Source organism: Aestuariimicrobium soli (assembly GCF_051192575.1).
In the GTDB taxonomy this organism is placed as follows: domain Bacteria; phylum Actinomycetota; class Actinomycetes; order Propionibacteriales; family Propionibacteriaceae; genus Aestuariimicrobium; species Aestuariimicrobium soli.
Genome location: NZ_JBPJSQ010000006.1, coordinates 415,708 through 438,141 on the forward strand (window position 1 = coordinate 415,708; position 22,434 = coordinate 438,141).

Genomic DNA, 22,434 nt, shown 5'->3' on the forward strand with positions numbered 1-22,434 from the left:
GCTCGGAGTGGCTCAGAGGCCCACCGGCCAGGGCGAGTCGTCGGCGTTGCGGGTCTTCACCACGACGCCCGGCTGCGACATCATGGCGCGGCGCTCGTCGCCACCATCGACGACGTGGGGCTGCTGCAGGTGGCGGGCGAGGGCCTCGTCCGACTCCCACTTCTCGACGAAACCGAGCACGTTGGGGTCGTCGGCGCCCTCCTGCAGGGCGTAGAGCAGGCAGCCCTCCTCGGCCTGGGTGGCGGCGGCCATCACCTCGAGGCGGCGCTTGAGCTCGTCGCGGTGTTCGGGGATGGCGTGGAAGATGCACAGCACATTGATCGTCATGGTGCCCATCCTCGCCGATGTCGGGGACGAATCGGGGCCGCTCCGGGGTTCGGGCGGGCAACGCGCGACCTACCGTGGAGGCATGATTGCTCGCTTCTGCATCAACGTCGTGGCCCTGCTCGCCGCCGTCTGGCTGGTGGGGGGCATCTGGCTGACCGGTGACACCCAGACCAAGGTGATCGCCGTCGCCATCGTGGCGGTCATCTTCGGAGTGGTGAATGCCCTGATCAAGCCGCTGTTGCAGGTGATCTCACTGCCGTTCATCATTCTCACGCTGGGGTTGTTCTCGTTCGTGGTGAACGCGGCCATGCTGAAGCTCACCGGATGGGTGGCGGCCCAGGTCGGGCTCGGATTCCACGTGGGCTCGTGGGCGTCGGCGCTGTGGGGCGCGGTGATCGTGGCCCTCGCGAGTTGGGCGGCGGGCCTGGTGTTCACCGACGACCGCAAGCGCGGACGCGACTGAGCTGAGGGCGGCCACTCGTGCCGCGGGCACACCGATCCGAAACGGCGTTACCCTGCGAGTTCTTGCCATGAGGTGGCTAGAACGCCCAGGGTAACGCCGTTATGGATCGGTTCGATCGGGGGAGGCGCGCTCGAGAGGGCCGTTCGGGGGCCAGCCGAGCCGAGGATCCCGCGTGGAGCCGGCCCGCCTCGAGCGAGGGAACCATCGTCGCGCGACGGCATTCGCTCGATTTCGATAACACAGGCTTATAGAATGGGCGCATGATTGACGCCGCCGGACTGCGCGTGATCCGCGCCATCGACGAGCACGGCAGCTTCACCGCCGCCGCCCTGCACCTCGGCTACTCCCAACCCGCCATCTCGCAGATGGTCAAGCGCCTCGAGCAGCGCCTCGGCACGGTGCTGGTCGAGCGCGTCGGACGAAGCGTGCGCCTCACCGAGGCCGGTCAGGTGCTGTCGCGCGCCGCCGTTCCCGTGATGTCGGCGCTGACCACCGCCGAGGAGGAGATCGCCGCCATCACCGGCCTGCGCTCGGGCCGGGTGAGGCTGATGGCCTTCCCGTCGAGCTCGGTGACCCTGGTGCCGCAGGCCCTGCGCCACGTGCGTCGGGAACACCCGGGTGTGCAGGTCACCTTCACCGAGGCCGAACCGCCCGAGTCCATCGCCGCGCTGCGTGCCGGCGAGTGCGATCTGGCGGTGGCCTTCTCCTACCCCGGCTCACCGGTCGGCCGCGGCGAAGATCTCGAGGACTTCGTCGTGCACCACCTGCTCACCGAGGAGGTGCGGGTCGCCCTGCCCCGCGACCACGCGCTCGCCGACGAGAGTGTGGTGTCGATGGCCGACCTGGCCGACGAGGACTGGATCGCCGGCTGCCCGCGCTGCCGGGGGCACCTGCTGCAGGTGGCCAGCGACGCCGGCTTCCAGCCGAAGCTGTCGTTCGAGACCGAGGACTACGTGGCGGTTCAGGGGTTCGTCGCCGCCGGCCTCGGTGTGGCGCTGATCCCCGACCTGATCAGGCATTCCACCCACAACGACGACGTGGTGGTGAAGCCGCTGGCCGAGACGACCGTCCGCGAGATCCACGTGCTCACCACCGAGGATCTCGAGCGCGTGCCCGCGGTCGCCGCGACCCTTGACGCCCTGCGCTGCAATGCGTCCAAGGCGGTGCCATCCCGCGAGAAGCTGGCCCAGCAGGCCGTCAGCGGCTGAGCTCGGCCCGGTACTGCTCGGCCCGGTACTGCTCGGCGACGGCCGCCACCAGGGCCGGGTGTGCGCCGATCGGGTCGGTGACGTCGGCCACCGCCCGGGCGAGATCGTGGAAGTACCCGGGAGCGAGCAGCAACCCGACGGCCACGGGGTCAGTCCCGCCGTCAGTCCCTGCCGAACTCAGCTGCGCCAGCCGCTCGGCGGCCGACACCTCGGCGGCGGCCAGCGCCACCGGCTCGACCACCCGACCGAGCCGCTCCGAGAGCCGCTCCGCGATCGCCGCCACCCGCTGCTGGGCGACGGGCATGCGCGAGCCGGCCCAGAGCAGGGCAATCGTCCGATCGTCGGACGACGAACCGACCAGCCGTTCGACGGCCCGCTCGGCGAGCGCCTCGATCAGCCCCGCTGAGTCCCCGACCGGAGCCAGCACCGTGGCCGCGGGATGGGCCGCGGCGGCTCGCGCCACGTCGACCTGCAGGTGGAAGCCGCCACCCACCAGCCACGGCACGATGACGGGTTCGTCCAGGCCGGCCACCACCTCGTCCAGACCGGGTTCGAGCACGTCGATCCAGCCGATCGTCACCGCCGCGCCGGTGGCCTCGGCGAGGGCACGGGCGACCGTAGCGGTCGTCCGTTGCCCCTCGTCGGAGCGGGTTCCGTGCGCGGCGATGACGATCGGACGGCTCATCGGGCCGTGACCTCCTGGCCCTCGTCGGGGGCGGCGGCCTCGGCCAGCGAGGCCTGGAACAGTTCGGCCTCCAACTGCTCGGCCTCGGCGTTCTCGCGCTGCACCCGAGCCCGGTGACGCTGCACCGCGACACCGAGCACGAGCAGGCCAACGGCGCCCACCAGCGTCAGCACGATGGTGCGCAGGTCGGCGGCGACGCCACCGGCCTTGAGCAGAGTGCGCAGGTTGGTGACCACGATCAGCACACCCGCACCGGTGCCCAGCACCGCCGCGGGAAGCCGGCTCACCAGGAAGGCGGCGATCGGCGCGGCGACCAGGCCGCCGAGCAGCAGCGCCAGCACGAACCCGTAGTTGATGCCGGCCGTGCCCAGCCCGATCAGGAACCCGAGCGAGGCGAACAGCGTGACCAGGAACTCCGAGGTGTCGACCGAGCCGACCACGGTGCGCGGCTTGGTGCGACCGACCACCAGCAGGGTGGTGGTCGAGACCGGCCCCCAGCCTCCGCCTCCGGTGGCGTCGACGAAGCCGCCGACCAACCCGAGCGGGGTGAGGAAGCCGGTGTGCAGTCGACCGGGACGAATCACCTGGGCGTGCCCGGCGACCCGGACGAAGCGGCTCAGCAGGTACACGCCGAGCAGCAGCAACAGCCCCGACATGATCGGCGTGGCCGCCTCGGTCGAGAGTCGGGCCAGCACGGTGGCGCCGAGGAACGCACCGATCGCGCCGGGGATGCCCAACCGCACGGTCAGCTTCCAGTCGACATTGCCGAACCGGTGGTGCGAGACGCCCGAGACGAGCGTGGTGCCGAGTTCGGCCAGATGCACCGAGGCCGACGCGGCGGCCGGCGTCAGGCCGGCGATCAACAGCAGTGAGGTCGAGGTGACGCCGTAGCCCATGCCGAGGGCTCCGTCGACGAGTTGGGCGATGAGGCCGACGATGGCCAGACCGATGAGTTTGCGCATGGCAGGCTCCTTCCGGGAGCACAGGGTAAGCCGTGGGGCTCGAGAGTGTGGGGCCGTCCGCGAAGACCGGTTGTCGTGTTGTTCGGGGACGAGGTGCCGGGCCGGGGCGGGGCTCAGGCGACGTGTCGGGAGGCTGGGGTGCGACGGGGACTCAGGTCGACCCCGCCGGTACACAACATCGTGGCCACCGCGTCGCGCACGGCGACGGAGCGGCGGGGATCACCCCCACCGTGCACGGCCACCTGCACGGTGCCGGTCGAGGTGGTGGTCGCGGTGCGGGCGGGCACGGCGGCGGTACCCAACGCCGAGCGCGACGCGACGATGCAGAACGTCTGCCGGTCCTCGGCATCGTCGGCGACGGCGAGATCGACGTCGAGATCGCCCGTCGCGGCATGCACCAACCAGGCACCCTCGAGGTCGGCCGACCCGCGATAGGGCCGTTCGACCCAGCGGACGAGCCCCCGCTCCACCAGCTCGACCAGTTCGGGGGCCAACTCCGGGGCGATCACCAGCACCCGGGCGCCGTCGGCGAGGAAGCCCGCGGCGCGGCGGGCGGCGACTCGTCCGCCACCCACGAGCGTGACCCGGCGGCCCGCCAGGTCGAGCCACAACGGCGCGAGCTCGGGCTCGGTTCCCCCGGTGCGGACCATCAGATGATCCAGTCTTGGGAGGCCTGGCTGCGCGCGGCGAGGTCGCGCTCGGCCTCGTCGGCGGCATCGGGGTCGCGGGCCTCGCGGATCATGCCGGCAGCCAGCGTCGATCCGTCACTCGGGTCGATCAGCAGGAAGGCCCCAGTGCGGCGGGAATCGCTGTACGGCTCGGCGACGACAGGGTTGGCCAGGCGCAGGCGCACTCGTCCGAGATCGTTGAGGCCGAGCGTGTCGGCCGGGCCGGTGACCAACGTGTCGAGGTCGAGCACGCCGGTGATGTCGTCGACCACCACCTGCGTGGTACGGGTGAGGTGCTTGAGCAGCAGCCTGGCCCGGGGGCGGAGCGGACGCTCCGAGAGCCAGCAGACGGTGGCGTCGAGATCGCGGGCGTTGACCGGCTGTTCGCCGCCGACCAGCACGTCGCCACGGGCGATGTCGATGTCGTCGGCCAGTTCGACCGCCACCGACAGGGGTGCGGTGGCGGTGGTGACCTCACGGTCTCCGATGGCGATCCCGGTGACGGTGGAGCGGCGCCCCGAGGGCAGCACCGTGATCGGGTCGCCGACCGACAGGCTGCCCTGCACGATCGGGCCGGCGTAACCGCGGTACTCGACGAACCGGGGGTCGCGGGCACCCTGCTGCGGACGAATCACCGTCTGCACGGGCAGGCGCACGTGCCGATCGGCGGCCAACTCCTCGGCCTCGATCGGCAACTGCTCCAGCAGGTGCAAGAGCGAGGGTCCGTCGTAGAAGGGGGTGCGCGACGACTCGTCCACCACGTTGTCGCCGGCCAGTGCCGAGACGGGAATGGTGTGCACGTTGGCGACCCCGAGCTGGGCGGCGAGCTCGCGCACCTGGGTGTCGACGGCGGCGAACTTCTCGGCCGAGTAGTCGACCAGGTCGATCTTGTTGACGGCGACGATCACGTGCGGCACCCGCAACAGTGCGGCCACCGCCAGATGACGCCGGGTCTGCTCGACGATGCCGTGGCGCACGTCGGCCAGCAGCACCACCACGTCGGCGGTGGACGACCCGGTCACCGTGTTGCGGGTGTACTGCACGTGGCCGGGGCAATCGGCGAGCACGAACGAGCGCTGCGCCGTGGCGAAGTAACGGTAGGCGACGTCGATGGTGATGCCCTGTTCGCGCTCGGCGCGCAACCCGTCGGTGAGCAGGGCGAGATCGGCGGCGGTGAGACCGCGGTCACGACTGGCGCGCTCGACGGCCTCGAGCTGGTCGGCCATCACGGCCTTCGAGTCGTGCAACAGGCGCCCGACCAAGGTCGACTTGCCGTCGTCGACGCTGCCGGCCGTGGCCAGTCGCAGCAGGGTTGAGGTGCTCATCAGAAGTAACCCTCCTTCTTGCGGTCTTCCATGGCTGCCTCGGTGATGCGGTCATCGGCGCGGGTGGCGCCGCGCTCCGACACGGTCGACAGGGCGGTCTCGCGCACGATGTCGTCGACGCTGGCGGCGTCGGACTCCACGGCACCGGTGCACGACATGTCGCCCACCGTGCGGTAGCGCACGGTGCGGGTGACGACGGTCTCGTGGGCGCGAACGGTGTTGTGCTCGCCGACCGCCAACCACATGCCGTCGCGGCTGAACACCTCGCGCTCATGAGCGAAGTACAGGCTGGGCAACTCGATCTGCTCGCGCTCGATGTAGCGCCAGATGTCGAGCTCGGTCCAGTTCGACAGCGGGAACACGCGCACGTGCTCACCCGGACGATGCCTGGGGTTGAACAGGCTCCACAGTTCGGGGCGTTGACCGCGGGGATCCCACTGCCCGAACTCGTTGCGCAGGCTGACGATCCGCTCCTTGGCGCGCGCCTTCTCCTCGTCGCGGCGGGCACCCCCGAAGACCGCGTCGAAGCGGTGCTCGGCGATGGCGTCGAGCAGCGGCACGGTCTGCAGCGGGTTGCGGGTGCCGTCGGTGCGCTCGGTGAGGCGGCCGTCGTCCAGGTAGTCCTGCACGCGGGCGACCTCGAGCCTCAGCCCGAACCGCTCAACCTGACGGTCGCGGTAGTCGAGCACCTCGGGAAAGTTGTGGCCGGTGTCGACGTGCAGCAACGTGATCGGCGGCTTGGCCGGGTAGTACGCCTTGAGGGCGACGTGCAGCAGCACCGCCGAGTCCTTGCCGCCCGAGAACAGGATCACCGGGCGCTCGAGCTCGGCCACCACCTCGCGGATCACGAGCATCGCCTCGGCCTCCAACAGGCCGAGGTTGTCGACGGGGGTCTCGAGGGCGCCCTCGCCGTCTCGGGTCGCCAGGTCGAGGGCGTCGAGCTGTCGGGTGCCAGTCACAGTCGCCGGGGTCACAGTCGCGGCGGTCACAGTCGTCGGGGTCACGGTCGTCGGGTTCCTCACAGGTGGATTCCGCACTCGGTCTTGGCCAGGCCGGCCCAACGGCCGGCGCGGGGGTCTTCGCCGGGGGCGACACGGCGGGTGCAGGGAGCGCAGCCGATGGACGGGTACCCCTCGCCCAGCAGCGGGTTCACCGGCACCTGATGTGCCTCGGCGTAGTCGATGACGTCGTCGAAGCTCCAGTAGGCCAGCGGGTTGATCTTCACCAGGCCGTGGCGCTCGTCGAAGCTCACCAGCGGGGTCGTGGCGCGGGTGGGGGCCTCGTCGCGGCGCACCCCGGTGAACCAGGCCTCGTAGCCCTGCAGTTCCTCGGCCAGCGGTTCGACCTTGCGCAGCTGGCAGCACAGGGCGGGGTCGCGGTCGTGAAGCTTCGGCCCGTACTCGGCGTCCTGCTCGGCGACGGTCTGCTTGGGCAGCACGTCGATGACCGTCACCGGCATGGCCAGCGGCAACTCGGCGCGCAGGCCACGGGTCTCGGGGAAGTGGTAGCCGGTCTCGAGGAACAGCGTGTCCACCCCCGGGATGGCGGCGCTCACCAGGTGGGCGAGCACCGTGTCGGCGGCCATCGAGCAGGCCACCGCCACACGATGCCCGAAGGCCTCCGCGGCCCACGAGATGACCTCGTCGGCACCAGCTCGGGATCGTCCGCTGGGGTCGGCGAACAGCCGGTTGCCCGCGTCGGCGAGCGTGCGCAGTTCCTCGCGGCTGCGCTGGCGCTCGCGCGGTTCGGTGCGCAGCGACGCGAAGATGCCCTCGTGTTCGAAGCGCTGCGGCTGGGCCCACAGGGGGCGCTCGGTGACGGTGGCCGGTAGGTCGCGGGGGGTGGCCGGATGCGTCGGCGTCCGGAAGGGGGTGAGGGTCATACCAAGGCCTCGTCTTCTGCTCGATGCACCCACGCGGCGAAGGTCTCGCCGTCGGTGCGTTCCCCGTGCCAGCGGCGCACGACGCGTTCCACGTAGTCAGTCAGGTTGTCGGCTGTCACCTTGAGTCCGCGCACGGTGCGTCCCAGACCGGCCTCCGGACGACCGTGGGTCGCGAGACCTCCGCCGAGGTGCACCTGGAAGCCGGGAACCTGCTGACCGGCGTCGTCCATCACCAACTGGCCCTTCAGGCCGATGTCGGCGGTCTGGATGCGCGCGCACGAGTTGGGGCAGCCGTTGAGGTGCAGGGTGAGCGCCTCGCTCAGTTCGAGGTCGGCCAGTCGCTCATCGAGCACCTTGACCGCCTCGGTCGCCGTGTCCTTGGTGTCGACGATGGCGAGCTTGCAGAACTCGATGCCCGTGCAGGCCATGGTGCCGCGGCGGAACGCGCTGGGGCGGGTCTGCAGGCCGAGGGCCTCGAGGCCGGCGACGGCCTCGTCGAGCCGCTCGGGGGTGATGTCGAGCAGCAACAGCTTCTGGTGAGGCGTGAACCGGGCCCGGTCGGTGCCCAGGGTGGCCATCAGGTCGGCGATGCCCTGCAGGGTGTCGGCGCCCATCCGGCCCACCGTGGGGGCCGCGCCGACGTAGTGGTTGCCGTCCTTCTGGGTGTGCACACCGATGTGGTCGCTCGCGGCGCCGTTGGGGCGGGCCTCGGGGCCGTCGGGCAGCGCGCGCTGCAGGTACTCGTCCTGCAGCACCTGGCGGAACTTCTCGGTGCCCCAGTCGTTCAGCAGGAACTTCAGGCGGGCCTTGTTGCGCAGGCGGCGATAGCCGTAGTCGCGGAAGATTCGGGTGACGCCGTACCAGACCTCGGCCACCTCGTCCGGGCGCACGAAGACGCCCAGGCGCTCGGCGAGCCGGGGGGTGGTCGACAGCGCGCCGCCGACCCACAGGTCGTAACCGATGCCGAACTCGGGGTGCTCGACGGCCACGAACGACACGTCGTTGATCTCGTGCACCACGTCGTGGCTGGGGTGACCGGTGATGGCCGACTTGAACTTGCGCGGCAGGTTGGCGAGCTCGGGGTCGCCGATGTAGGTGCGCAGGATCTCGTCGATCGCCGGGCTCGGGTCGATCAGTTCGTCGGCGGCGACACCGGCCACCGGGGAGCCCAGGATGACGCGGGGGCAGTCACCGCAGGCCTCGACGGTGCGCATGCCGACGGCCTCGAGCTTGTTCCAGATGGTGGGCACGTCTTCGATCTGGATCCAGTGGTACTGCAGGTTCTGGCGATCGGTGATGTCGCCGGTGCCGCGGGCGTGGTCACGCGAGATCTCGGCGAGGGTCTGCACCTGGGCGTGGGTGAGGGCGCCGCCGTCGAGGCGGACGCGCATCATGAAGTAGCTGTCCTCGAGCTCGTGGGGTTCGAGCTGCGCCGTGCGACCGCCGTCGATGCCTGGCTTGCGCTGGGTGTACAGGCCCCACCAGCGGAAGCGGCCGTGCAGGTCGTTGCCATCGATGGAGTCGAAGCCCTGCTTGGCGTAGGTCTCGATGATGCGCGTCCGCACCTCGAGCACGTCGGACTCGGCCTTGAACACCTCGTTGGCGTTGAGCGGTTCGCGCCCGTTGACCAGCCACTGCCCGTTGTTGGTGCCCGCACGGGGGCCGCGGGTGCGGGCCCCGGTGTGCTCGGGGGTCGGCGTGGTGGTCGCTTGAGTCATAAGCACATGTTATTGATGCCATATGAACTGTCTATAACTGGCGCCCGCATCGTGGGACGAGGGCCGCTGGCTAGGGAGGACGGGAGCGATCGCCGGGGTCGGCCCCAGCCCTGCGGTCGTCTCGGCCCAGGGGTCGGATCGGGTCAGAGCTGGTCGGCGATCGCCCGCAGGGCGGCGACATGGGAGCGGTAGGCGGCCTCCCCGACCTTGGTGAGCGACAGCCAGGTGCGCGGACGCTTGCCGACGAAACCCTTGCGGACCTTCACGTAGCCGGCTTGCTCGAGCACCGACACCGCCTTGGACAGCACGGAGTCCGAGACCTCGATGGCGTCGCGCACGGTGGCGAAGTCGGCCTCGTCGACCTTGCTCAGTGCGGCCACGATGCTGAACCTCACGGGCGCGTGGATCGTGTCGTCCAACTGGTGTCGGGCGTGGGTGCTCATCAGGCGACCCCGGCCTTGGCGGCGGAGCGCCCGATGAGGACGGCGGCGACCGCGCCGGGCAGCACGACGGTGATCGCAGCGACGGCCACCAGCCACCACGACGCGGGATCGGCGGCGCCGCCGCTGGACACGACCGAGATCCAGACCGCGTAGAGCGCCGTGGTGACGGCGAACCCACCGATCCAGTAACGGGCCCAGCCCTTGGGAAGGCTGCCAACCCTGCGCTGGAACATCACCAAGGCGACGATCAGGGCTCCGTAGACCGCCATGCCAGCAATGAACACGGGGAAGCGGGCGACGTCGGAGGCGATGGTCGCCCGCACCAGCACCAGCACGGCAGCCATGGCGGCGCCGACCGCGATGCAGAAGAACTGCAGGCGGCGCACGTGCGACCCGGTGGTGGGGTTCACCGACTCGGCCGCGGCCAGGGCCTCGCGAGCCTGGGCTGCGGTGATGCCCTCGGGAGTGTCGGGAGTGATGGGGGAAGGGGTGGGGTTCATGGTGATTCTCCTGTTCCGTGCTTCTGGGTGTCGATCGCTCGGGTCGTGTCCCACCATCCTGACAAGTACTTTCCACTTTGGCAAGTACTTTCGAGTGCGACTGCTCTTCCCCGCGGCAGGTGTGTGAAATGCGCACCCGAAACGGGGTTCGTTCCCCGCCTGAGCAATGAAGGCCCACTCGGGTGCGCAGTTCACACACCTGGGTGGGTGTGGCGGGGCCCACGACGCACCCGGGCCCCCGTCCCTGCTCGTTCATCTGTCACCCGCGGCAGACTTGTGGGGTGATCCAACCGCGCCCCGTATGGGACTTCTCCGATCCAGCGGCGTCCGAGCAACGTTTCGCCGACGAGGCCGCCCACGACGAGGCCGCCCACGACGAGGCGGCCGACGAGGCGGGGGTGCGGATCGTGCTCGAACGCGGACGCCTGCTGCGCAGCGCCGGCGACCCCGAGGGTTCCCGGCCCCTGTTCGAGCGAGCCATCGCCATGGCCGGCGAGGCTGGCTTCGAGGAACTCGAGCTCGACGCCCGACACATGCAGGCCCTGGTCGCTCCACCCGATCAGAGCGACCGCCTGCACCGCGAGGCCATCGTCCGGGCTGGTGTGGCAACCGACCCCGCCGCCCGCAACTGGGACGCCTCGCTGCTCAACAACCTGGGCATGAATCTTGCCGACCGGGGCGACTTCGACCACGCCCTGCCCGTGTTCGAGCAGGCGCTGGCAGCACGCCGGCGGATCGGTGATCCCGAGGCCATCCGCGTGGCCCGGTGGATGGTGGCCTGGACGCTGCGCAACCTCGGCCGCCGCGACGAAGCCCTGGAGATCCAGCGGGAGCTGAAGGAGCAACTCGACGCCGAGGGGGGCGACGACCGCTACGTCGACGAGGAGTTGGCCCTGCTCACCTGAGCTCACCGATCCGAATTGGCGGCACCGTGCGAGTTCTTGCCATCAGGTGTCAAGAACTCGCACGGGGGCGCCAGAACGGATCGGCGCGCGGGCGGCACGCGACTAGCATCGGCCCCATGACGATTCACCTGGTGGGAAGCGGACCCTCGGCCGACGGCCTCGACCCCGTCTGGGACTCGTTCGTGACCGAGGTGCGCGAGCGCGGCGGCGAACCCGGCCCGATCGTGGTCTGCCTGCTGGTCACCCCCGACGACGGCGACCTCGACGTGCGCGACCTGCTGCCGGGCTACGCCGACCCGATCACGTCCCGCTGGCCCGAGGCCACGTTCGAGGTGGTCGAGCTTCGCCCCAATGACGCCTTCCTGGCGAACCCGTCATTCGAAACCACCCCCGAACGCCACACCCCGGACGACACTCCCACCACGGACGACGCCCCCGCCCCCGCCCCCACCTTCCCTGACCTCACCCGCGCCGCGGCCATCATCGTCGGCGGCGGCTGGACCCCGGGCTACCTGCACAGCCTGACCCCCCACCGTGACGTGATCGCGCACGCCGTCCGCCGCGGACTCCCCTACCTCGGCTTCTCGGCGGGCGCCTCGATCGCCAGCCGGCATGCGCTGGTCGGGGGCGAGTTCGCCGACGGCATCCGCGTGCAGCAGGACTACGCGGCCGAAGACCTGCACGACCTCACCGTCACGGACGGCCTCGCGCTGATCAGCACCCTCGTGCAGGTGCACACCGACGAGTGGTCGAACGAGGGCATCGTCATCTCGGCCCTCGAGCGCAACCTCGCCGGTCACGCCGTCTCCATCGACGAGGGCACCGCCCTGGTGGTCGAGCCCTCGTCCGGGCGCACCCACCGCCTCGGACGAGGCCGCCTGCGCTGGTTCTCGAAGGAGGCCCACGGGGTGCTCGTCCGCACCGAGGAGCCCCCCACGGCGCCCACCCTCCCCTGACCCGGCCCGCCGAGGCGGCGAGGTCGCCCCGACCGGCCCGTCCGGGTGCCACGTTTGCGGCCTGACATGGCAAGGTAGCCTCATGCAGATTCTGGTGGTGGACGACGACCAAGCCGTGCGGGATTCCTTGGCGCGTTCTCTGCAGTACTCGGGCTACGAGGTGACCACGGCCCAGGACGGTCTCGAGGCGATGGCGAAACTGTCCGCCGTTCGCCCCGACGCGGTGGTCATGGACGTGATGATGCCCCGGCTCGACGGCCTCGAGACCACCCGCATGCTGCGCGGCGGCGGCAACGACGTGCCCATCCTGATCCTGACCGCGCGGGACGCGGTGGGCGATCGGGTCGACGGTCTCGACGCCGGCGCCGACGACTACATGGTCAAGCCGTTCGCGCTCGACGAGTTGCTCGCCCGACTGCGCGCGCTCACTCGTCGCAGCCGCCCCGAGCCCGAGCAGAGCTCCGAATCGCTCACCTTCGCCGACCTGCACCTCGACCCCCAGACCCGCGAGGTGACGCGCAACGGTCGCCGCATCAGCCTGACGCGCACCGAGTTCGCCCTGCTCAACGTGTTCATGGAGCACCCCCGCCGCGTGCTCGAGCGCGGGTGGCTGCTCAACGAGGTGTGGGGCTTCGACTTCCCGACCACCGCCAACTCGCTCGAGGTCTACATCGGCTACCTGCGCCGCAAGACCGAGGGTGAGGGCGAGAGCCGGCTCATCCACACGGTGCGCGGCATCGGCTACGTGTTGCGCGAAACTCCCCCGTGATCGACTGGCTCACCCGCCGTCTCGCGCCGTCGTGGTCGTCGTCGCGCCCCGCACCGCTCGGCCGCCGGATGGTCTCGATGATGGTGGTCGGCTTGGTGCTGGCCGTCATCCTCGTGGGCGGCGCGGCCTGGGCGAGCACGCGGTGGTCGCTCTACCACCATCTCGACCAGGAACTCGAGTCGATGAGCGGCCATTTCGCCACGCCCATCCAAGGTGACCTGGAGAACATGGGCGGGCTCACGGCCGATGCCCTCTCACCCACGCAGGCGACCCTGCTGCTGGTGCGCGCCGACGGTCAGGTGACCTCGCTGCCCGGGCAGGACCCCGTGCTCACGCCGGGTCCGCAGGAGTTGGCGGTGGCCCGCACCCAGCATTCCGCCCCCGCGCACACCCAGATCGTCCGGGGTGAACGCTGGCGCGTGCTCGCGACCCCCCTGACGATTGACGGTCAGTACTACGCCCTGCTGGTGGCCCAGCCGCTCGCCCCCACCGACGCCACCCTGAGCCAGCTCACCCTGGTGCTCGTGCTGGTCGGCGCGGTCGGGGTGGTGGCGCTCGGTGCGCTGGGTTGGGCGCTCGGACGATCCGCCATGCGTCCCCTGCGCCAGCTCGCCCATGCCGTGGCCAGGATCACCGAGACGGACGACCTGCGGCCCATCCAGATCGCGCAGTCCGATGACCTCGGCAACCTGACCGAGTCGTTCAACACGATGCTCAACTCGCTCGCCAGTTCGCGTGAGCGGCAGAAGCGACTGATCGCCGACGCCGGTCACGAACTGCGCACTCCGCTCACCTCGATGCGCACCAATGTCGAGTTGATGATCGCGGACGACAAGACCGGCATGCTGCCCCCGGGCGCCCGCTCGGAGATCCTGCACGATGTCGCGGCCGCCCTCGGAGAGTTCACCTCGCTGGTCGGCGACCTGGTGCAGCTGAGTCGCGACGACAAGGTGGCGGTGGCGCGCGAGCCGCTCGACTTCGCCGAGGTGGTGCGTTCTGCCGTCGTGCGGGCGCGGCGGCGCGGGCCGGGCCTGACGTTCGACGTGGAACTCAACCCGCTCTACCTGCTCGGCGAGTCGGACAATCTGGAACGCGCGGTCACCAACCTGCTCGACAACGCCGTGAAGTTCTCGCCCCCCTCGGGCACCATCCGGGTGCACCTCGAGGGCGACCGGCTGCGCATCTCGGACCAAGGGCCCGGCATCGCCGACGAAGACCTGCCACACGTGTTCGACCGGTTCTTCCGCTCGGATCGTGCCCGCAACACCCCCGGTACGGGGCTCGGCCTGTCGATCGTCGCCCACACCGTCGAGGCCCACGGTGGCACGGTGCGGGCGGGCCGGTCGGCCGAGGGTGGCGCGGAGTTCACGGTGACCCTGCCCGGCAGCCAACGCCCCCTCGACGAGGCCTGAGCCCCGTGAACCAGACCTGGCAACCACCTCCGGGCGGGCAGCAGCCCCAGCCCTGGTCGCCGCCGCCCGGGTCACCCCAGAACAGGTCTCCCCAGAACAGGTCTCCCCAGAACAGGTCACCCCAGCACTGGTCCGCTCCGCCACCCCCTCCCGCGCCCCCACCACCCCCGGCGCCCCCAGCACCCAAGCGACCCCCCGCCACCGCCCCGCAGGCCGTCGCCCTGGCGGTGGTGCTCGCCTTCTCCTTCGCCACGGCCGCCCTCACCGCTTCGTCCGGTGACCTGCCGGGCGCGGGCGCAGAGCGGTTCGTCGGCGGCGACGGCACCAGCGTGACGTTGGCCCGCGCCGGTCGCCAGGTCGTGCAGCTCGAGACCGCCCACTACCGCGGGTCCGCCGCCTTCAGCGTGAGCCACCCGGCCTTCCTGTTCGCCGGCAAGCTCGCCGACGACCCCGACCGCAGCTACCTGATCGAACGTCGGACGACCCCCTCGGGCGTCACCCGGGAGCGCCTTCAGGAGCTCGGCCCCGAAGGGCTGACCACGCTGGCCGAGGTGAGTGGCGACTCCTACGTCGTGCGCTCCCCTGGCCTGATCGAGGTGCCCGCCCGGCCGCGGGCGGGGCAGACCTGGACGCAGTCGGGCACCACCCGCACCCCCAGCGGCAAGGGCACCCAGACGTGGTCGACCTCCGGGTCGGTGAGCGCCGGCGAGAACGGCTGCCTGCGCATCACTCTGACCGAGACAAGACAGGGCAACGACCCGGCCACCACCACCGAGACCCGCTGCCCCGGCCGCGGGGTCACGGCGACCTCGGCCTTCGAGGGGGTGGCCGTCGACGAGCGGGCCACCCCACCCGAGGCGCCTGACACCACCGCCTTGACCTTCGCCGGTCCCCTCGATGCCGGCCCCAGGCGCCTGCAGCTCAGCCGGGCCGGCAGCCCGGTGGTGCTGACCACGATCGCGGGCGTCGGTCTGACCCGCGCGGGCACGGTCGTCCACTCGATGGTGGGCGACGATCTCGTCTTCGCCGACGACCCGCCCGCAGACTCGCCACCGGTGACGGGCGGGCTGGGCATCATGCCCAGCATTCCCATCACCCTCGTACGGCACCCCGGGGGCCAGCCCCGCACCTTGGCGGCGTTCGGCGATCTGGTGGTGGTCGGCACGACGTCCAAGCAGGCAGTCGCGTACGACTCCCACGGCTGGCGACGATGGACGATCGACCTGCCCGATGCCCCCGACCAACTGGCGCGCGTCGGCGACGACACCTTCGCGGTGCAGACCACGAGCGGGTCCCTGCAGGTGCGGCGCATCGACACCGGCGCCCTCGTCTGGCAGCGCGACCTCGGCGTCGGCGAACCCGCCATCCCGGCGGTGGGCGGGAGCGGCCCCACCGTGGTGGCGGCCGTCGCCGGTGAGCACGTGCAGGTGTTCGATGCCGAGACCGGCACCCCCGTCTTCGACACCACCATGTCGGGTCAGGCCGACGCCGTCGCCGTGGCCGGCACCACCGTGGTGGTCGCCGACGCGACCGGCCAGGCCGTCGGCTTCGACCTCACCGGCGCGGTGCAGTGGCGCTACACCGACTCGCAGATGAACGTGCGGCAGGCGCTCGTCCACTGGTCGGCGGGCACCTCAGGGGGCGTGGGGACGACCCCCGACCGGGTGCTGCTCGCGACCGATCGGGGCACCCGACTGCTCGACGCGCGCACGGGCCGGTTGGTGGCCCGGGTGGGCGGCGACACCCGGGCGATGAGCTCGCTCACGGGCGGTGCGGGGGTCGGCGAGGCCGTGGTCTCGCTCGACGGCGCCACCTGGCGCCTCTGGTCGGGCGACCGGGTGGTGGCCAGCGGAACCATGTCGGCCACGCCCGCGAACAGCCGGGAGATTCTGCGCGGTCAGGGCCCCGCCGTCGCCGTCAGCGGCAGCACGGTGATCGATCTGTGGGGGCGGCCGGCATGACCATCTACCACCACCTTCCCGACCCGCCCGGCGAACACCCGGGGGCGCCCGTGCGGGCCCCTCGTCCGGCCTTCGAGGACGACCCCGCGCGGCGCGGACCGAAGCTCTGGCAGGTGCTGGTGCAGACGTTCGTGCACGTGTTCGTCACCCCGGTGCGCGACGGACGACCCGAGTGGCGCAGCTGGTCGCCCGGCTTGCGGTTGGTGGCCGTGGTGGGGCTGGCGGCGATCGTGGTCACCGGGCTGGTGGCGACCTTCGGGTCGGTGATCCGACGGCACTCGACGCTGGTGGCGACCGACGAGTTCATGGTGCTGCCGCAGTGGGGGCCGACCCTGTTCCTGTGGCTGTCGATCTTGGTGGTCTCACTGCTGTTCACCGCGAGCGTGCACACCCATCCGGCGATCGCCGGCCTGGTGTGGCTGGTGGTGTGCCCGACGCTGCTGCTGATCCCCGGAGCCACGAATCCCCTGGGTCTGCTGCTGGGACTCGTGACCGCCCTGGTGCTGCTGTTCATGCCGTTGGTGGTGCGGCGGCGCGGCTGGAGCATCTGGCAGTTCCTGCTCATCTGGGTGCTGGTGACCGCCACCGTGCAGTTCCCGCTGTGGAACTCCCCGTTCAGCGGTCTCGGGGTCGACCTGCGGGGGCTGCAGAGCCTGACCATCACCCTGGCGCTGGCCTCGCTGTCGTACCCCGCTGTCGCGGCGGCCGGCTACTCCGCCACCGAGGTCGCGGTCACCGCCGGCCAGTGGTTCGCGCACTCGGTGCGCAACCTCGGCGGCTCGTTCCTGAACCGGTGGTTGCTCGCGCTGGTGCTGCTCACGGGCGTGTGGCAGCTGTGGTCGATCGCTCGGCGAGTGCTCGACCCGGGGCTCGAGTGGTACGCCCCGGTGCTGATCGGGTCGGCCATCATCGTGGTGGTGACAGCGGGCGGCGCGTGGCTGATGTGGCGTTCGTCGAGGGCGCTGCGGGACGACCCTCGCAACGTCTGGCCCGTCGGCATGCCGTCGACGCTGGCCGAGGCCTGGAACCCGTTCCTGTTGCTCTTCGGATTCATGCTGGCGCTGCCGCTGTTCCCCTACGACATCGTCGTCAAGACGACCGCGATGGTGCAGGCCCTGCACGGGCCCGCCGCCGTGGTCTCCGCCGGCGAGGCGGCCGGACGAGCGCTGAGCTCGGCCTGGTTCCGCACCCTCACGCGGCTGGGGGCCGCCCTCGTGTTCGCCTGGTGGGCCTGGCGCCGCACCCGCCGCGGACAGGCCCACTTCGGACTGCTGGCCGCCGCCATGGTCGCCGTCTGGGGACTGTCGTTCGTGAACCGCGTTTCGGGAGACCGCCTGCTGCTGGGGTGGTCGGTCGAGGCCATCACCACCTACACCTCGCTGGCGGCTTGGGTGTGGTTCGTGGTGGCGGTCGTCCGTCGTCGGTTGCACAACGGCACCCTGTTGGCGATCTGGGTGGTGTGGCTGGTGGCGACCGCATTCCAGGGCCGGGCCGTGCTCTCCGACCCGTCGACGATCGTCGGGGCCGTCTCCGCCTCGGGACTGGTGCTGGCGGGGCTGGCCTGGCGCCTGCTGACCGACGGCTCGATGGCCCAGGGTGATTCGCGGGCGTTCCCGCGCGCCAGCAGGGTGCTGCTGCTGGTCGCCAACACCCTGCTCGCCACCACCACGCTGGCCGTGATCGCGCTGTCGGGGGGCCATCACGACCTGCTGGTCTCGAGCCTGTGGGAGGGCACGGGTGAGGCCTTCCTCGGCACCCCGCTGCTGCTGGCGGTGCTGGTGGCGCCGTTCCTGGTGACCACGTTCACCTTCCACCAGGACGACTGACCCACGCGTCGGGGCTCAACGCTGGGGCAGGTGGGTGGGCAGGCTGCGCCGCGGGCCATGCCGCTCGGGGCGGCGCCCGCCGTGACCTAGCAGCAGTTCCACCCGGTAGCGATCCCCGGCGAATGGTTCCAGCGCTGCGGCCGCGGCAGCCGAGTCGCCCTTCACTCCCGTCAGGTTCCAACTGATCCAACCGGGCACGTGGTAGTCGTCGATGCTCCACGCGTCGGGGTCGCCCACCACCGCCTGCAGCACCCGGGCGGTCGTCCAAGGACCGATGCCCGGCAGCGAGCGCAGGGCGGCGCCCAGCGCTTCGGCGGCCGCCGCGGTGCCCGAGCTGAGGGTGCGGTCGAGCAGTCGCTGCAGGCTGGCGGCCCGGCCGAGCGTGCGGACGACCACCTGCCCCCGGCGGGGTTCGACCCCCGCCTGCAGGTAGGCCCAGCTGGGAATCGTCGCCCACTGCACGGCGGTCGGCGGGCAGAACATGCCGGCGGCCGGATGGGTGGCATCCGTCCCGCTGGCCGGCCCGGGAGCCGGCGTGCCGTACCGGCGCACCAGGGTGCGGATCGCCGAGAACGCCTCGGCGCCGGTCACCTTCTGCTCGAGGATCGTGGGTGCCAGCGCCTCGGCCACCAGGTGGGAGGCCCCGATCGGCCGCAGGTGCCGGCGCGCCAGCGGGCCCACCAGCGGGTGGATCCGGAGCGGATGGTCCACCGGGATGCGCGCGAGGTCATCGTGGTCGCCGAGCAACCGCGGAGCCTGGTCGAGCGCCCACGCGGCGCCCTCGCCCCAGGCGATCACCTCGACATCACCGCCGGCCGCCTTCACCTGCACCAGCGCGGGCCCCTCGGGCGTGGTCGTGGCTCGCCACCAGCTGCCGCGCCGCTGGCGGTGGGTCAGGTCGGCACCCCGTTGATGCCGAGACAGGTTGTCGTCCAACCCCACGGCGAGCCCGACGACGAGGCGTCGCTGGGGGGCCGCGGATGACATGAGCGCCACTGTAACCGGCCGGTCGCCGGGGGCCCGACCGCTAGGGTGGGGCTGCTGGCTCCCACCCCCGGGAGTTGGCGATCGGGGGTTGGCGATCGGGGGTTGGCGATCGGGACGATCGAGTATGGCGCGAGAGGCGACGATGGCAGGTCACCACCACGGCGAATCGGACGAGCCACTCACCGATGCCCAGCGCAGCCATCGGCGCTCCGCCCTCACCTACCTGCTGGCGGCGCTGATCCCGCTGGCCATCGCGACCGTGATCGGCTTGGTGGTGCTGTGGCCCGACGACGTCTCGAGCCACGTCAACACCGCCGGTATTCAAGAGGTGCTGCCCGGCACCACCACGCACGTGGGCACCATCACCGCCACCCGACAGGTCGCCTGCGAGGGTCAGGCCGGCTCCGTGCCGGGGGTCGAGTCGGCCTGCGTCGAGGTGCAGGTCACCGTCAACGACGGCCCCGACACCGGCCACCAGGAGTCGTTCACCCTCACCAATGCGCACCTGCGCTCGGGGGTCAGCGTGGGCGACAAGGTTTCGCTGTACCGCATCCCGCTCGAGGGCAGCAATCCACCCCAGGTGGCCTACTCCTTCCGCGACTTCGAGCGCACCCTGCCGCTGACGGTGTTCGCGATCGCGTTCGCCGTGGTCGTGATCGCGGTCGCCCGGCTGCGGGGGCTGCTGTCGATCCTCGGGTTGGGGTTCGCCTTCGTGATCATCGCCCGGTTCATGCTGCCGGCGCTGATCGAGGGCCGCGACCCGCTGCTGGTGGGCATCGTCGGCAGCGCGGCCATCATGTTCGTGGTGCTCTACTTCGCCCACGGCTTCACCCTGCGGACGACCACCGCTCTGGTGGGCACGCTGTTCGGGTTGCTGCTGACGGCCGTGCTCGGCTGGGTCGGCGTGCGCTGGGCCCACTTGACCGGCATCAGTGGTGAAGACGACTACGTGCTGTCGGCCTCGTCCCCCGAACTGTTGCTCACCTCGGTGGTGATCTGCGCGGTGATCGTGGCGGCGATGGGCGCCCTGAACGACGTCACCATCACCCAGGCCTCGGCCGTGTGGGAGCTCGCGGACACCGTCACCGACCGCCGACGGTTGTTCCGCAGCGCCATGCGCATCGGCCGCGACCACATCGCCTCGACGGTCTACACCATCGCCTTCGCCTCGGCCGGCGCGGCCCTGCCGGTGCTGTTGCTGCTCACGATTCTCGAGCGGCCCCTGCCCGAGGTGCTCACCTCCGAGATCTTCGCCGCCGAACTGCTGCGCACCACCATCGCCTCGATCGGCCTGGTGCTGGCCGTGCCCGTCACCACCGCGGTGGGCGTGGCGGCGGTCAGCCTGGGGCGTCGTCCACCCCCGGACGAGGCGACCTCCGGCCTGGGCGACGGTTCGGGCGACGATGCCGACGACCGGACGACCGACCCGGGCGATGCTCGCTACCGCCGCCCCGACACCGTCCCACCCGACACCGCCCCCCTCGAGGAGCCCGCATGAGTCTGCATCTGATGCCCACCTTCGGGCGGGTCGAGCACGCCGAGATCAACGCGGATCTGGCGCGGGCCGGCGCGGGACGTCGTCCACTGGTGGCCGTGCACCGCGGCACCTTCGGGGGCACGATCGTCGAGAACACCGCGGCCGCCGTGGCCGCGGCGGTGCGTCGGGGAGGAGACCTGGTCGAGATCGACGTGGTCGCCTCGACCGACGGGCAGCTCTACTGCTTCCACACCGGCTACGAGCCCTACCACTTCGCCTCGCCCACGGGCGGCAGCGTCGTTCCCGACCTGGCGACGCTGCCGTCGTCCGAGATCGACGAGCTGCGGTACCGCTGGATCGACCCCGAGCAGCCGGTGGAGCGGTTGTCGACGGTGCTGCGCACCCAGCCGACGACGCTGCTCAACCTCGATCGGGCCTGGCCGCACTGGGAGCACCTGCTGCCGGTGCTCGCCACCGACCCGCGGCCGGGGCGGTTCCTGGTGAAGTCACCGATGTTGGACGATCGGCTCGATCTGCTCGAGGCCAGCGACGTCGCCTTCCCCTACATGGGCATGGTGCGCACCCTCGACGACGTCGAGGCCCTGCTGGCCCGGGAGCGGCTCAACCTGGTGGCCGTCGAGGTGTTGGCCGGCGACCCCGACGACCCGTTCTGCCAGCCCGAGGTGATCGCCGACCTGAAGGACCGTGGGCTGCTGGTGTGGGCCAACAGCCTCAATCTGGCCGACGGGCTGCGCCGGTATGCGGGCTACGACGATGTCACCTCGGTGCTCTCCGACCCCGTGCTCGGGTGGGGCACGATGCTCGCGCTCGGCATCGACATCATCCAGACCGACTGGCCCGACCTGTTGTCGAGTCATCTGCGCGACGAGGGCCTGCGCTGACGCTGGGGGTGGTGGCGCGGGTGTCGACCCCGATGTGGTCAAACCGCAGCAGCTGAGCCCGAGCGTTCGCTGGTGCGCAACGGTCGGCCTGAGCTGCTGCGGTTTGACCACCACTGCGGCCGCACCTCGCCCGTGTCCCCGGCGCGAACCGATTCCGCCGGCCTGCCAGACTGGGCGGTGAACCGATCCCAGGAGCAACCATGTACGCCGAGGTCATCTCGTCCCATCAACTCACCCCCGACCTGTGGCGGGTGGTGCTCGGCGGGCCCGGTCTCGACGAGTTCAGTCCCAGTGAGTTCGCGGACTCGTACGTGAACTGTTTCTTCGTTCCCGAGGGTGCCCCCTACACGGTGCCCTTCGACACCGACGAGACGCGCGACCTGCCGCGCGAGCAACGCCCCTTCCCGCGCCGCTACACGGTGCGCGCGTGGGACCCCGACACCCGCCAGTTGACCCTCGACTTCGTGGCCCATGGCGAGGTCGGCTTCGCCGGCCGGTGGGCTCGCGGCGCCCGCCCCGGCGACCTGCTGCAACTGCGTGGCCCCGGTGGGGAGTACAACCCCCATGCGGACGCCGATGCCTACCTGTTCGTCGGCGACGAGTCGGCGCTGCCGGCGATTGCGGTCGCCTGCGAGCGGGTTCCCGCGGGGCGTCCGGTCACGGTGGTGGTCGAGGTCGAGAACGCGGCCGGGCAGATCGAGCTGGCCTCCCCGGGAGCACTCACCGTGGTGTGGGTGCACCGTGAGGGCGCGGACGACCCCGACTCCCTGCTCGCGACCGCGGTGGCGGCGCTGCCGGCGCCCACCGGACGCGTGAGCGCGTTCGTGCACGGCGAGGCGATGGAGACCCGGCTGGTGCGGCGCGAGGTGCTCGCTAACGGACGAGTCGACCCCGACTGGCTGTCGTGCTCGCCGTACTGGCGGCGCGGGCTCGACGATGAGCAGTGGCGCTCGATCAAGAAGGACTTCGTGCGCGAGACTCAGGCCGAGGTGGTCTGACCGCCCTCCGGAGTGATGTCGGGCGCGGTGGCCGGGGTCAGGTCGTCAGGGGCCTGCGGG

The 22,434-nt window shown here is 71.2% G+C and carries 22 protein-coding genes; 11 read left to right on the forward strand and 11 right to left on the reverse strand.

Going from position 1 to position 22,434, the window contains the following annotated elements:
• Nucleotides 1–12: 12 nt before the first annotated feature.
• On the reverse strand, nucleotides 13–327 hold the full coding sequence (locus ACSDQ9_RS08630; RefSeq protein WP_435146060.1) for a putative quinol monooxygenase: 315 nt from the start codon (nucleotides 325–327) through the stop codon (nucleotides 13–15).
• A gap of 82 nt (nucleotides 328–409) precedes the next feature.
• Here ACSDQ9_RS08630 and ACSDQ9_RS08635 point away from each other — a divergent pair, with 82 nt between their 5' ends.
• Both ACSDQ9_RS08635 and ACSDQ9_RS08640 read left to right on the forward strand, forming a co-directional pair.
• Entirely contained in the window at nucleotides 410–790 is a 381-nt protein-coding gene (locus ACSDQ9_RS08635) for a phage holin family protein (protein ID WP_435146062.1), read from the forward strand.
• Between the two features lie 260 nt (nucleotides 791–1,050).
• Nucleotides 1,051–1,998: a LysR family transcriptional regulator gene (locus tag ACSDQ9_RS08640; protein WP_435146064.1), complete on the forward strand. Its 948-nt coding sequence runs from the start codon at nucleotides 1,051–1,053 to the stop codon at nucleotides 1,996–1,998.
• Here the strand turns inward: ACSDQ9_RS08640 and ACSDQ9_RS08645 are convergent.
• From ACSDQ9_RS08645 to ACSDQ9_RS08685, 9 genes are all read right to left on the reverse strand, one after another.
• Entirely contained in the window at nucleotides 1,988–2,683 is a 696-nt protein-coding gene (locus ACSDQ9_RS08645; RefSeq protein ID WP_435146066.1) for a sirohydrochlorin chelatase, read from the reverse strand. The two genes, ACSDQ9_RS08640 and ACSDQ9_RS08645, sit on opposite strands and share 11 nt — an antisense overlap.
• Nucleotides 2,680–3,645: a sulfite exporter TauE/SafE family protein gene (locus ACSDQ9_RS08650; RefSeq protein ID WP_435146068.1), complete on the reverse strand. Its 966-nt coding sequence runs from the start codon at nucleotides 3,643–3,645 to the stop codon at nucleotides 2,680–2,682. The genes ACSDQ9_RS08645 and ACSDQ9_RS08650 overlap by 4 nt, the downstream gene beginning before the upstream one ends.
• A gap of 113 nt (nucleotides 3,646–3,758) precedes the next feature.
• Nucleotides 3,759–4,295 (reverse strand): precorrin-2 dehydrogenase/sirohydrochlorin ferrochelatase family protein, encoded by a 537-nt coding sequence (locus ACSDQ9_RS08655; protein WP_435146070.1) that lies wholly within the window; start codon nucleotides 4,293–4,295, stop codon nucleotides 3,759–3,761.
• On the reverse strand, nucleotides 4,295–5,638 hold the full coding sequence (locus ACSDQ9_RS08660) for a sulfate adenylyltransferase subunit 1 (RefSeq protein ID WP_435146072.1): 1,344 nt from the start codon (nucleotides 5,636–5,638) through the stop codon (nucleotides 4,295–4,297). Before ACSDQ9_RS08660 ends, ACSDQ9_RS08655 begins: the two co-directional genes overlap by 1 nt.
• Nucleotides 5,638–6,492 (reverse strand): sulfate adenylyltransferase subunit CysD, encoded by an 855-nt coding sequence (gene cysD, locus ACSDQ9_RS08665; RefSeq protein WP_435146344.1) that lies wholly within the window; start codon nucleotides 6,490–6,492, stop codon nucleotides 5,638–5,640. The genes ACSDQ9_RS08660 and cysD overlap by 1 nt, the downstream gene beginning before the upstream one ends.
• Before the next feature lie 164 nt (nucleotides 6,493–6,656).
• Nucleotides 6,657–7,520, reverse strand: a complete 864-nt coding sequence (locus tag ACSDQ9_RS08670) for a phosphoadenylyl-sulfate reductase (protein WP_435146074.1) — start codon at nucleotides 7,518–7,520, stop codon at nucleotides 6,657–6,659.
• Nucleotides 7,517–9,238 (reverse strand): nitrite/sulfite reductase, encoded by a 1,722-nt coding sequence (locus ACSDQ9_RS08675; protein WP_435146076.1) that lies wholly within the window; start codon nucleotides 9,236–9,238, stop codon nucleotides 7,517–7,519. The genes ACSDQ9_RS08670 and ACSDQ9_RS08675 overlap by 4 nt, the downstream gene beginning before the upstream one ends.
• 143 nt (nucleotides 9,239–9,381) lie before the next feature.
• Nucleotides 9,382–9,681, reverse strand: coding sequence for a winged helix-turn-helix domain-containing protein (locus tag ACSDQ9_RS08680; protein WP_435146077.1), 300 nt, complete (start codon nucleotides 9,679–9,681; stop codon nucleotides 9,382–9,384).
• Nucleotides 9,681–10,181, reverse strand: a complete 501-nt coding sequence (locus ACSDQ9_RS08685; RefSeq protein WP_435146079.1) for a hypothetical protein — start codon at nucleotides 10,179–10,181, stop codon at nucleotides 9,681–9,683. The genes ACSDQ9_RS08680 and ACSDQ9_RS08685 overlap by 1 nt, the downstream gene beginning before the upstream one ends.
• 281 nt (nucleotides 10,182–10,462) lie before the next feature.
• Here ACSDQ9_RS08685 and ACSDQ9_RS08690 point away from each other — a divergent pair, with 281 nt between their 5' ends.
• From ACSDQ9_RS08690 to ACSDQ9_RS08715, 6 genes are all read left to right on the forward strand, one after another.
• Nucleotides 10,463–11,086 (forward strand): tetratricopeptide repeat protein, encoded by a 624-nt coding sequence (locus ACSDQ9_RS08690; protein WP_435146081.1) that lies wholly within the window; start codon nucleotides 10,463–10,465, stop codon nucleotides 11,084–11,086.
• Nucleotides 11,087–11,202: 116 nt separating this feature from the next.
• Entirely contained in the window at nucleotides 11,203–12,042 is an 840-nt protein-coding gene (locus tag ACSDQ9_RS08695; protein ID WP_435146083.1) for a Type 1 glutamine amidotransferase-like domain-containing protein, read from the forward strand.
• 82 nt (nucleotides 12,043–12,124) lie between these two features.
• The gene (locus tag ACSDQ9_RS08700; protein ID WP_435146085.1) at nucleotides 12,125–12,811 is read left to right on the forward strand and encodes a response regulator transcription factor; all 687 of its coding nucleotides are present in this window, start codon (nucleotides 12,125–12,127) and stop codon (nucleotides 12,809–12,811) included.
• Between the two features lie 68 nt (nucleotides 12,812–12,879).
• Nucleotides 12,880–14,223 (forward strand): HAMP domain-containing sensor histidine kinase, encoded by a 1,344-nt coding sequence (locus ACSDQ9_RS08705; protein ID WP_435146346.1) that lies wholly within the window; start codon nucleotides 12,880–12,882, stop codon nucleotides 14,221–14,223.
• 230 nt (nucleotides 14,224–14,453) lie between these two features.
• Nucleotides 14,454–16,184, forward strand: a complete 1,731-nt coding sequence (locus ACSDQ9_RS08710; protein WP_435146087.1) for an outer membrane protein assembly factor BamB family protein — start codon at nucleotides 14,454–14,456, stop codon at nucleotides 16,182–16,184.
• A complete protein-coding gene (locus tag ACSDQ9_RS08715; protein ID WP_435146089.1) occupies nucleotides 16,181–18,010 on the forward strand; it encodes a hypothetical protein in 1,830 nt (609 codons plus the stop codon). Before ACSDQ9_RS08710 ends, ACSDQ9_RS08715 begins: the two co-directional genes overlap by 4 nt.
• A gap of 15 nt (nucleotides 18,011–18,025) precedes the next feature.
• On the opposite strand, the gene ACSDQ9_RS08720 is transcribed toward ACSDQ9_RS08715, so the two are convergent.
• Nucleotides 18,026–18,997 carry a DNA-3-methyladenine glycosylase family protein gene (locus ACSDQ9_RS08720; RefSeq protein ID WP_435146091.1) on the reverse strand — a complete coding sequence of 324 codons (972 nt, stop codon included), beginning with the start codon at nucleotides 18,995–18,997 and terminating at the stop codon, nucleotides 18,026–18,028.
• A gap of 142 nt (nucleotides 18,998–19,139) precedes the next feature.
• Here ACSDQ9_RS08720 and ACSDQ9_RS08725 point away from each other — a divergent pair, with 142 nt between their 5' ends.
• The 3 genes from ACSDQ9_RS08725 to ACSDQ9_RS08735 all read left to right on the forward strand — a co-directional run bounded on the left by ACSDQ9_RS08725 (nucleotide 19,140) and on the right by ACSDQ9_RS08735 (nucleotide 22,374).
• The gene (locus ACSDQ9_RS08725; protein WP_435146093.1) at nucleotides 19,140–20,495 is read left to right on the forward strand and encodes a YibE/F family protein; all 1,356 of its coding nucleotides are present in this window, start codon (nucleotides 19,140–19,142) and stop codon (nucleotides 20,493–20,495) included.
• The gene (locus ACSDQ9_RS08730) at nucleotides 20,492–21,376 is read left to right on the forward strand and encodes a glycerophosphodiester phosphodiesterase family protein (RefSeq protein ID WP_435146095.1); all 885 of its coding nucleotides are present in this window, start codon (nucleotides 20,492–20,494) and stop codon (nucleotides 21,374–21,376) included. The genes ACSDQ9_RS08725 and ACSDQ9_RS08730 overlap by 4 nt, the downstream gene beginning before the upstream one ends.
• Before the next feature lie 200 nt (nucleotides 21,377–21,576).
• Entirely contained in the window at nucleotides 21,577–22,374 is a 798-nt protein-coding gene (locus ACSDQ9_RS08735) for a siderophore-interacting protein (protein WP_435146097.1), read from the forward strand.
• The last annotated feature ends 60 nt before the right edge of the window (nucleotides 22,375–22,434 follow it).

Bases quoted from the DNA above. Each gene is read 5' to 3' on its own strand.
- ACSDQ9_RS08635 (WP_435146062.1), top strand. From the start codon at position 410: ATGATTGCTCGCTTCTGCATCAACGTCGTGGCCCTGCTCGCCGCCGTC.
- ACSDQ9_RS08640 (WP_435146064.1), top strand. From the start codon at position 1,051: ATGATTGACGCCGCCGGACTGCGCGTGATCCGCGCCATCGACGAGCAC.
- ACSDQ9_RS08705 (WP_435146346.1), top strand. From the start codon at position 12,880: ATGGTCTCGATGATGGTGGTCGGCTTGGTGCTGGCCGTCATCCTCGTG.
- ACSDQ9_RS08720 (WP_435146091.1), bottom strand. From the start codon at position 18,997: ATGTCATCCGCGGCCCCCCAGCGACGCCTCGTCGTCGGGCTCGCCGTG.
- ACSDQ9_RS08655 (WP_435146070.1), bottom strand. From the start codon at position 4,295: ATGGTCCGCACCGGGGGAACCGAGCCCGAGCTCGCGCCGTTGTGGCTC.
- ACSDQ9_RS08660 (WP_435146072.1), bottom strand. From the start codon at position 5,638: ATGAGCACCTCAACCCTGCTGCGACTGGCCACGGCCGGCAGCGTCGAC.
- ACSDQ9_RS08675 (WP_435146076.1), bottom strand. From the start codon at position 9,238: ATGACTCAAGCGACCACCACGCCGACCCCCGAGCACACCGGGGCCCGC.
- ACSDQ9_RS08735 (WP_435146097.1), top strand. From the start codon at position 21,577: ATGTACGCCGAGGTCATCTCGTCCCATCAACTCACCCCCGACCTGTGG.
- ACSDQ9_RS08725 (WP_435146093.1), top strand. From the start codon at position 19,140: ATGGCAGGTCACCACCACGGCGAATCGGACGAGCCACTCACCGATGCC.
- ACSDQ9_RS08630 (WP_435146060.1), bottom strand. From the start codon at position 327: ATGACGATCAATGTGCTGTGCATCTTCCACGCCATCCCCGAACACCGC.
- ACSDQ9_RS08685 (WP_435146079.1), bottom strand. From the start codon at position 10,181: ATGAACCCCACCCCTTCCCCCATCACTCCCGACACTCCCGAGGGCATC.
- ACSDQ9_RS08730 (WP_435146095.1), top strand. From the start codon at position 20,492: ATGAGTCTGCATCTGATGCCCACCTTCGGGCGGGTCGAGCACGCCGAG.
- ACSDQ9_RS08695 (WP_435146083.1), top strand. From the start codon at position 11,203: ATGACGATTCACCTGGTGGGAAGCGGACCCTCGGCCGACGGCCTCGAC.
- ACSDQ9_RS08650 (WP_435146068.1), bottom strand. From the start codon at position 3,645: ATGCGCAAACTCATCGGTCTGGCCATCGTCGGCCTCATCGCCCAACTC.
- ACSDQ9_RS08700 (WP_435146085.1), top strand. From the start codon at position 12,125: ATGCAGATTCTGGTGGTGGACGACGACCAAGCCGTGCGGGATTCCTTG.
- ACSDQ9_RS08680 (WP_435146077.1), bottom strand. From the start codon at position 9,681: ATGAGCACCCACGCCCGACACCAGTTGGACGACACGATCCACGCGCCC.
- ACSDQ9_RS08645 (WP_435146066.1), bottom strand. From the start codon at position 2,683: ATGAGCCGTCCGATCGTCATCGCCGCGCACGGAACCCGCTCCGACGAG.
- ACSDQ9_RS08670 (WP_435146074.1), bottom strand. From the start codon at position 7,520: ATGACCCTCACCCCCTTCCGGACGCCGACGCATCCGGCCACCCCCCGC.
- cysD (WP_435146344.1), bottom strand. From the start codon at position 6,492: ATGCTCGTGATCCGCGAGGTGGTGGCCGAGCTCGAGCGCCCGGTGATC.
- ACSDQ9_RS08715 (WP_435146089.1), top strand. From the start codon at position 16,181: ATGACCATCTACCACCACCTTCCCGACCCGCCCGGCGAACACCCGGGG.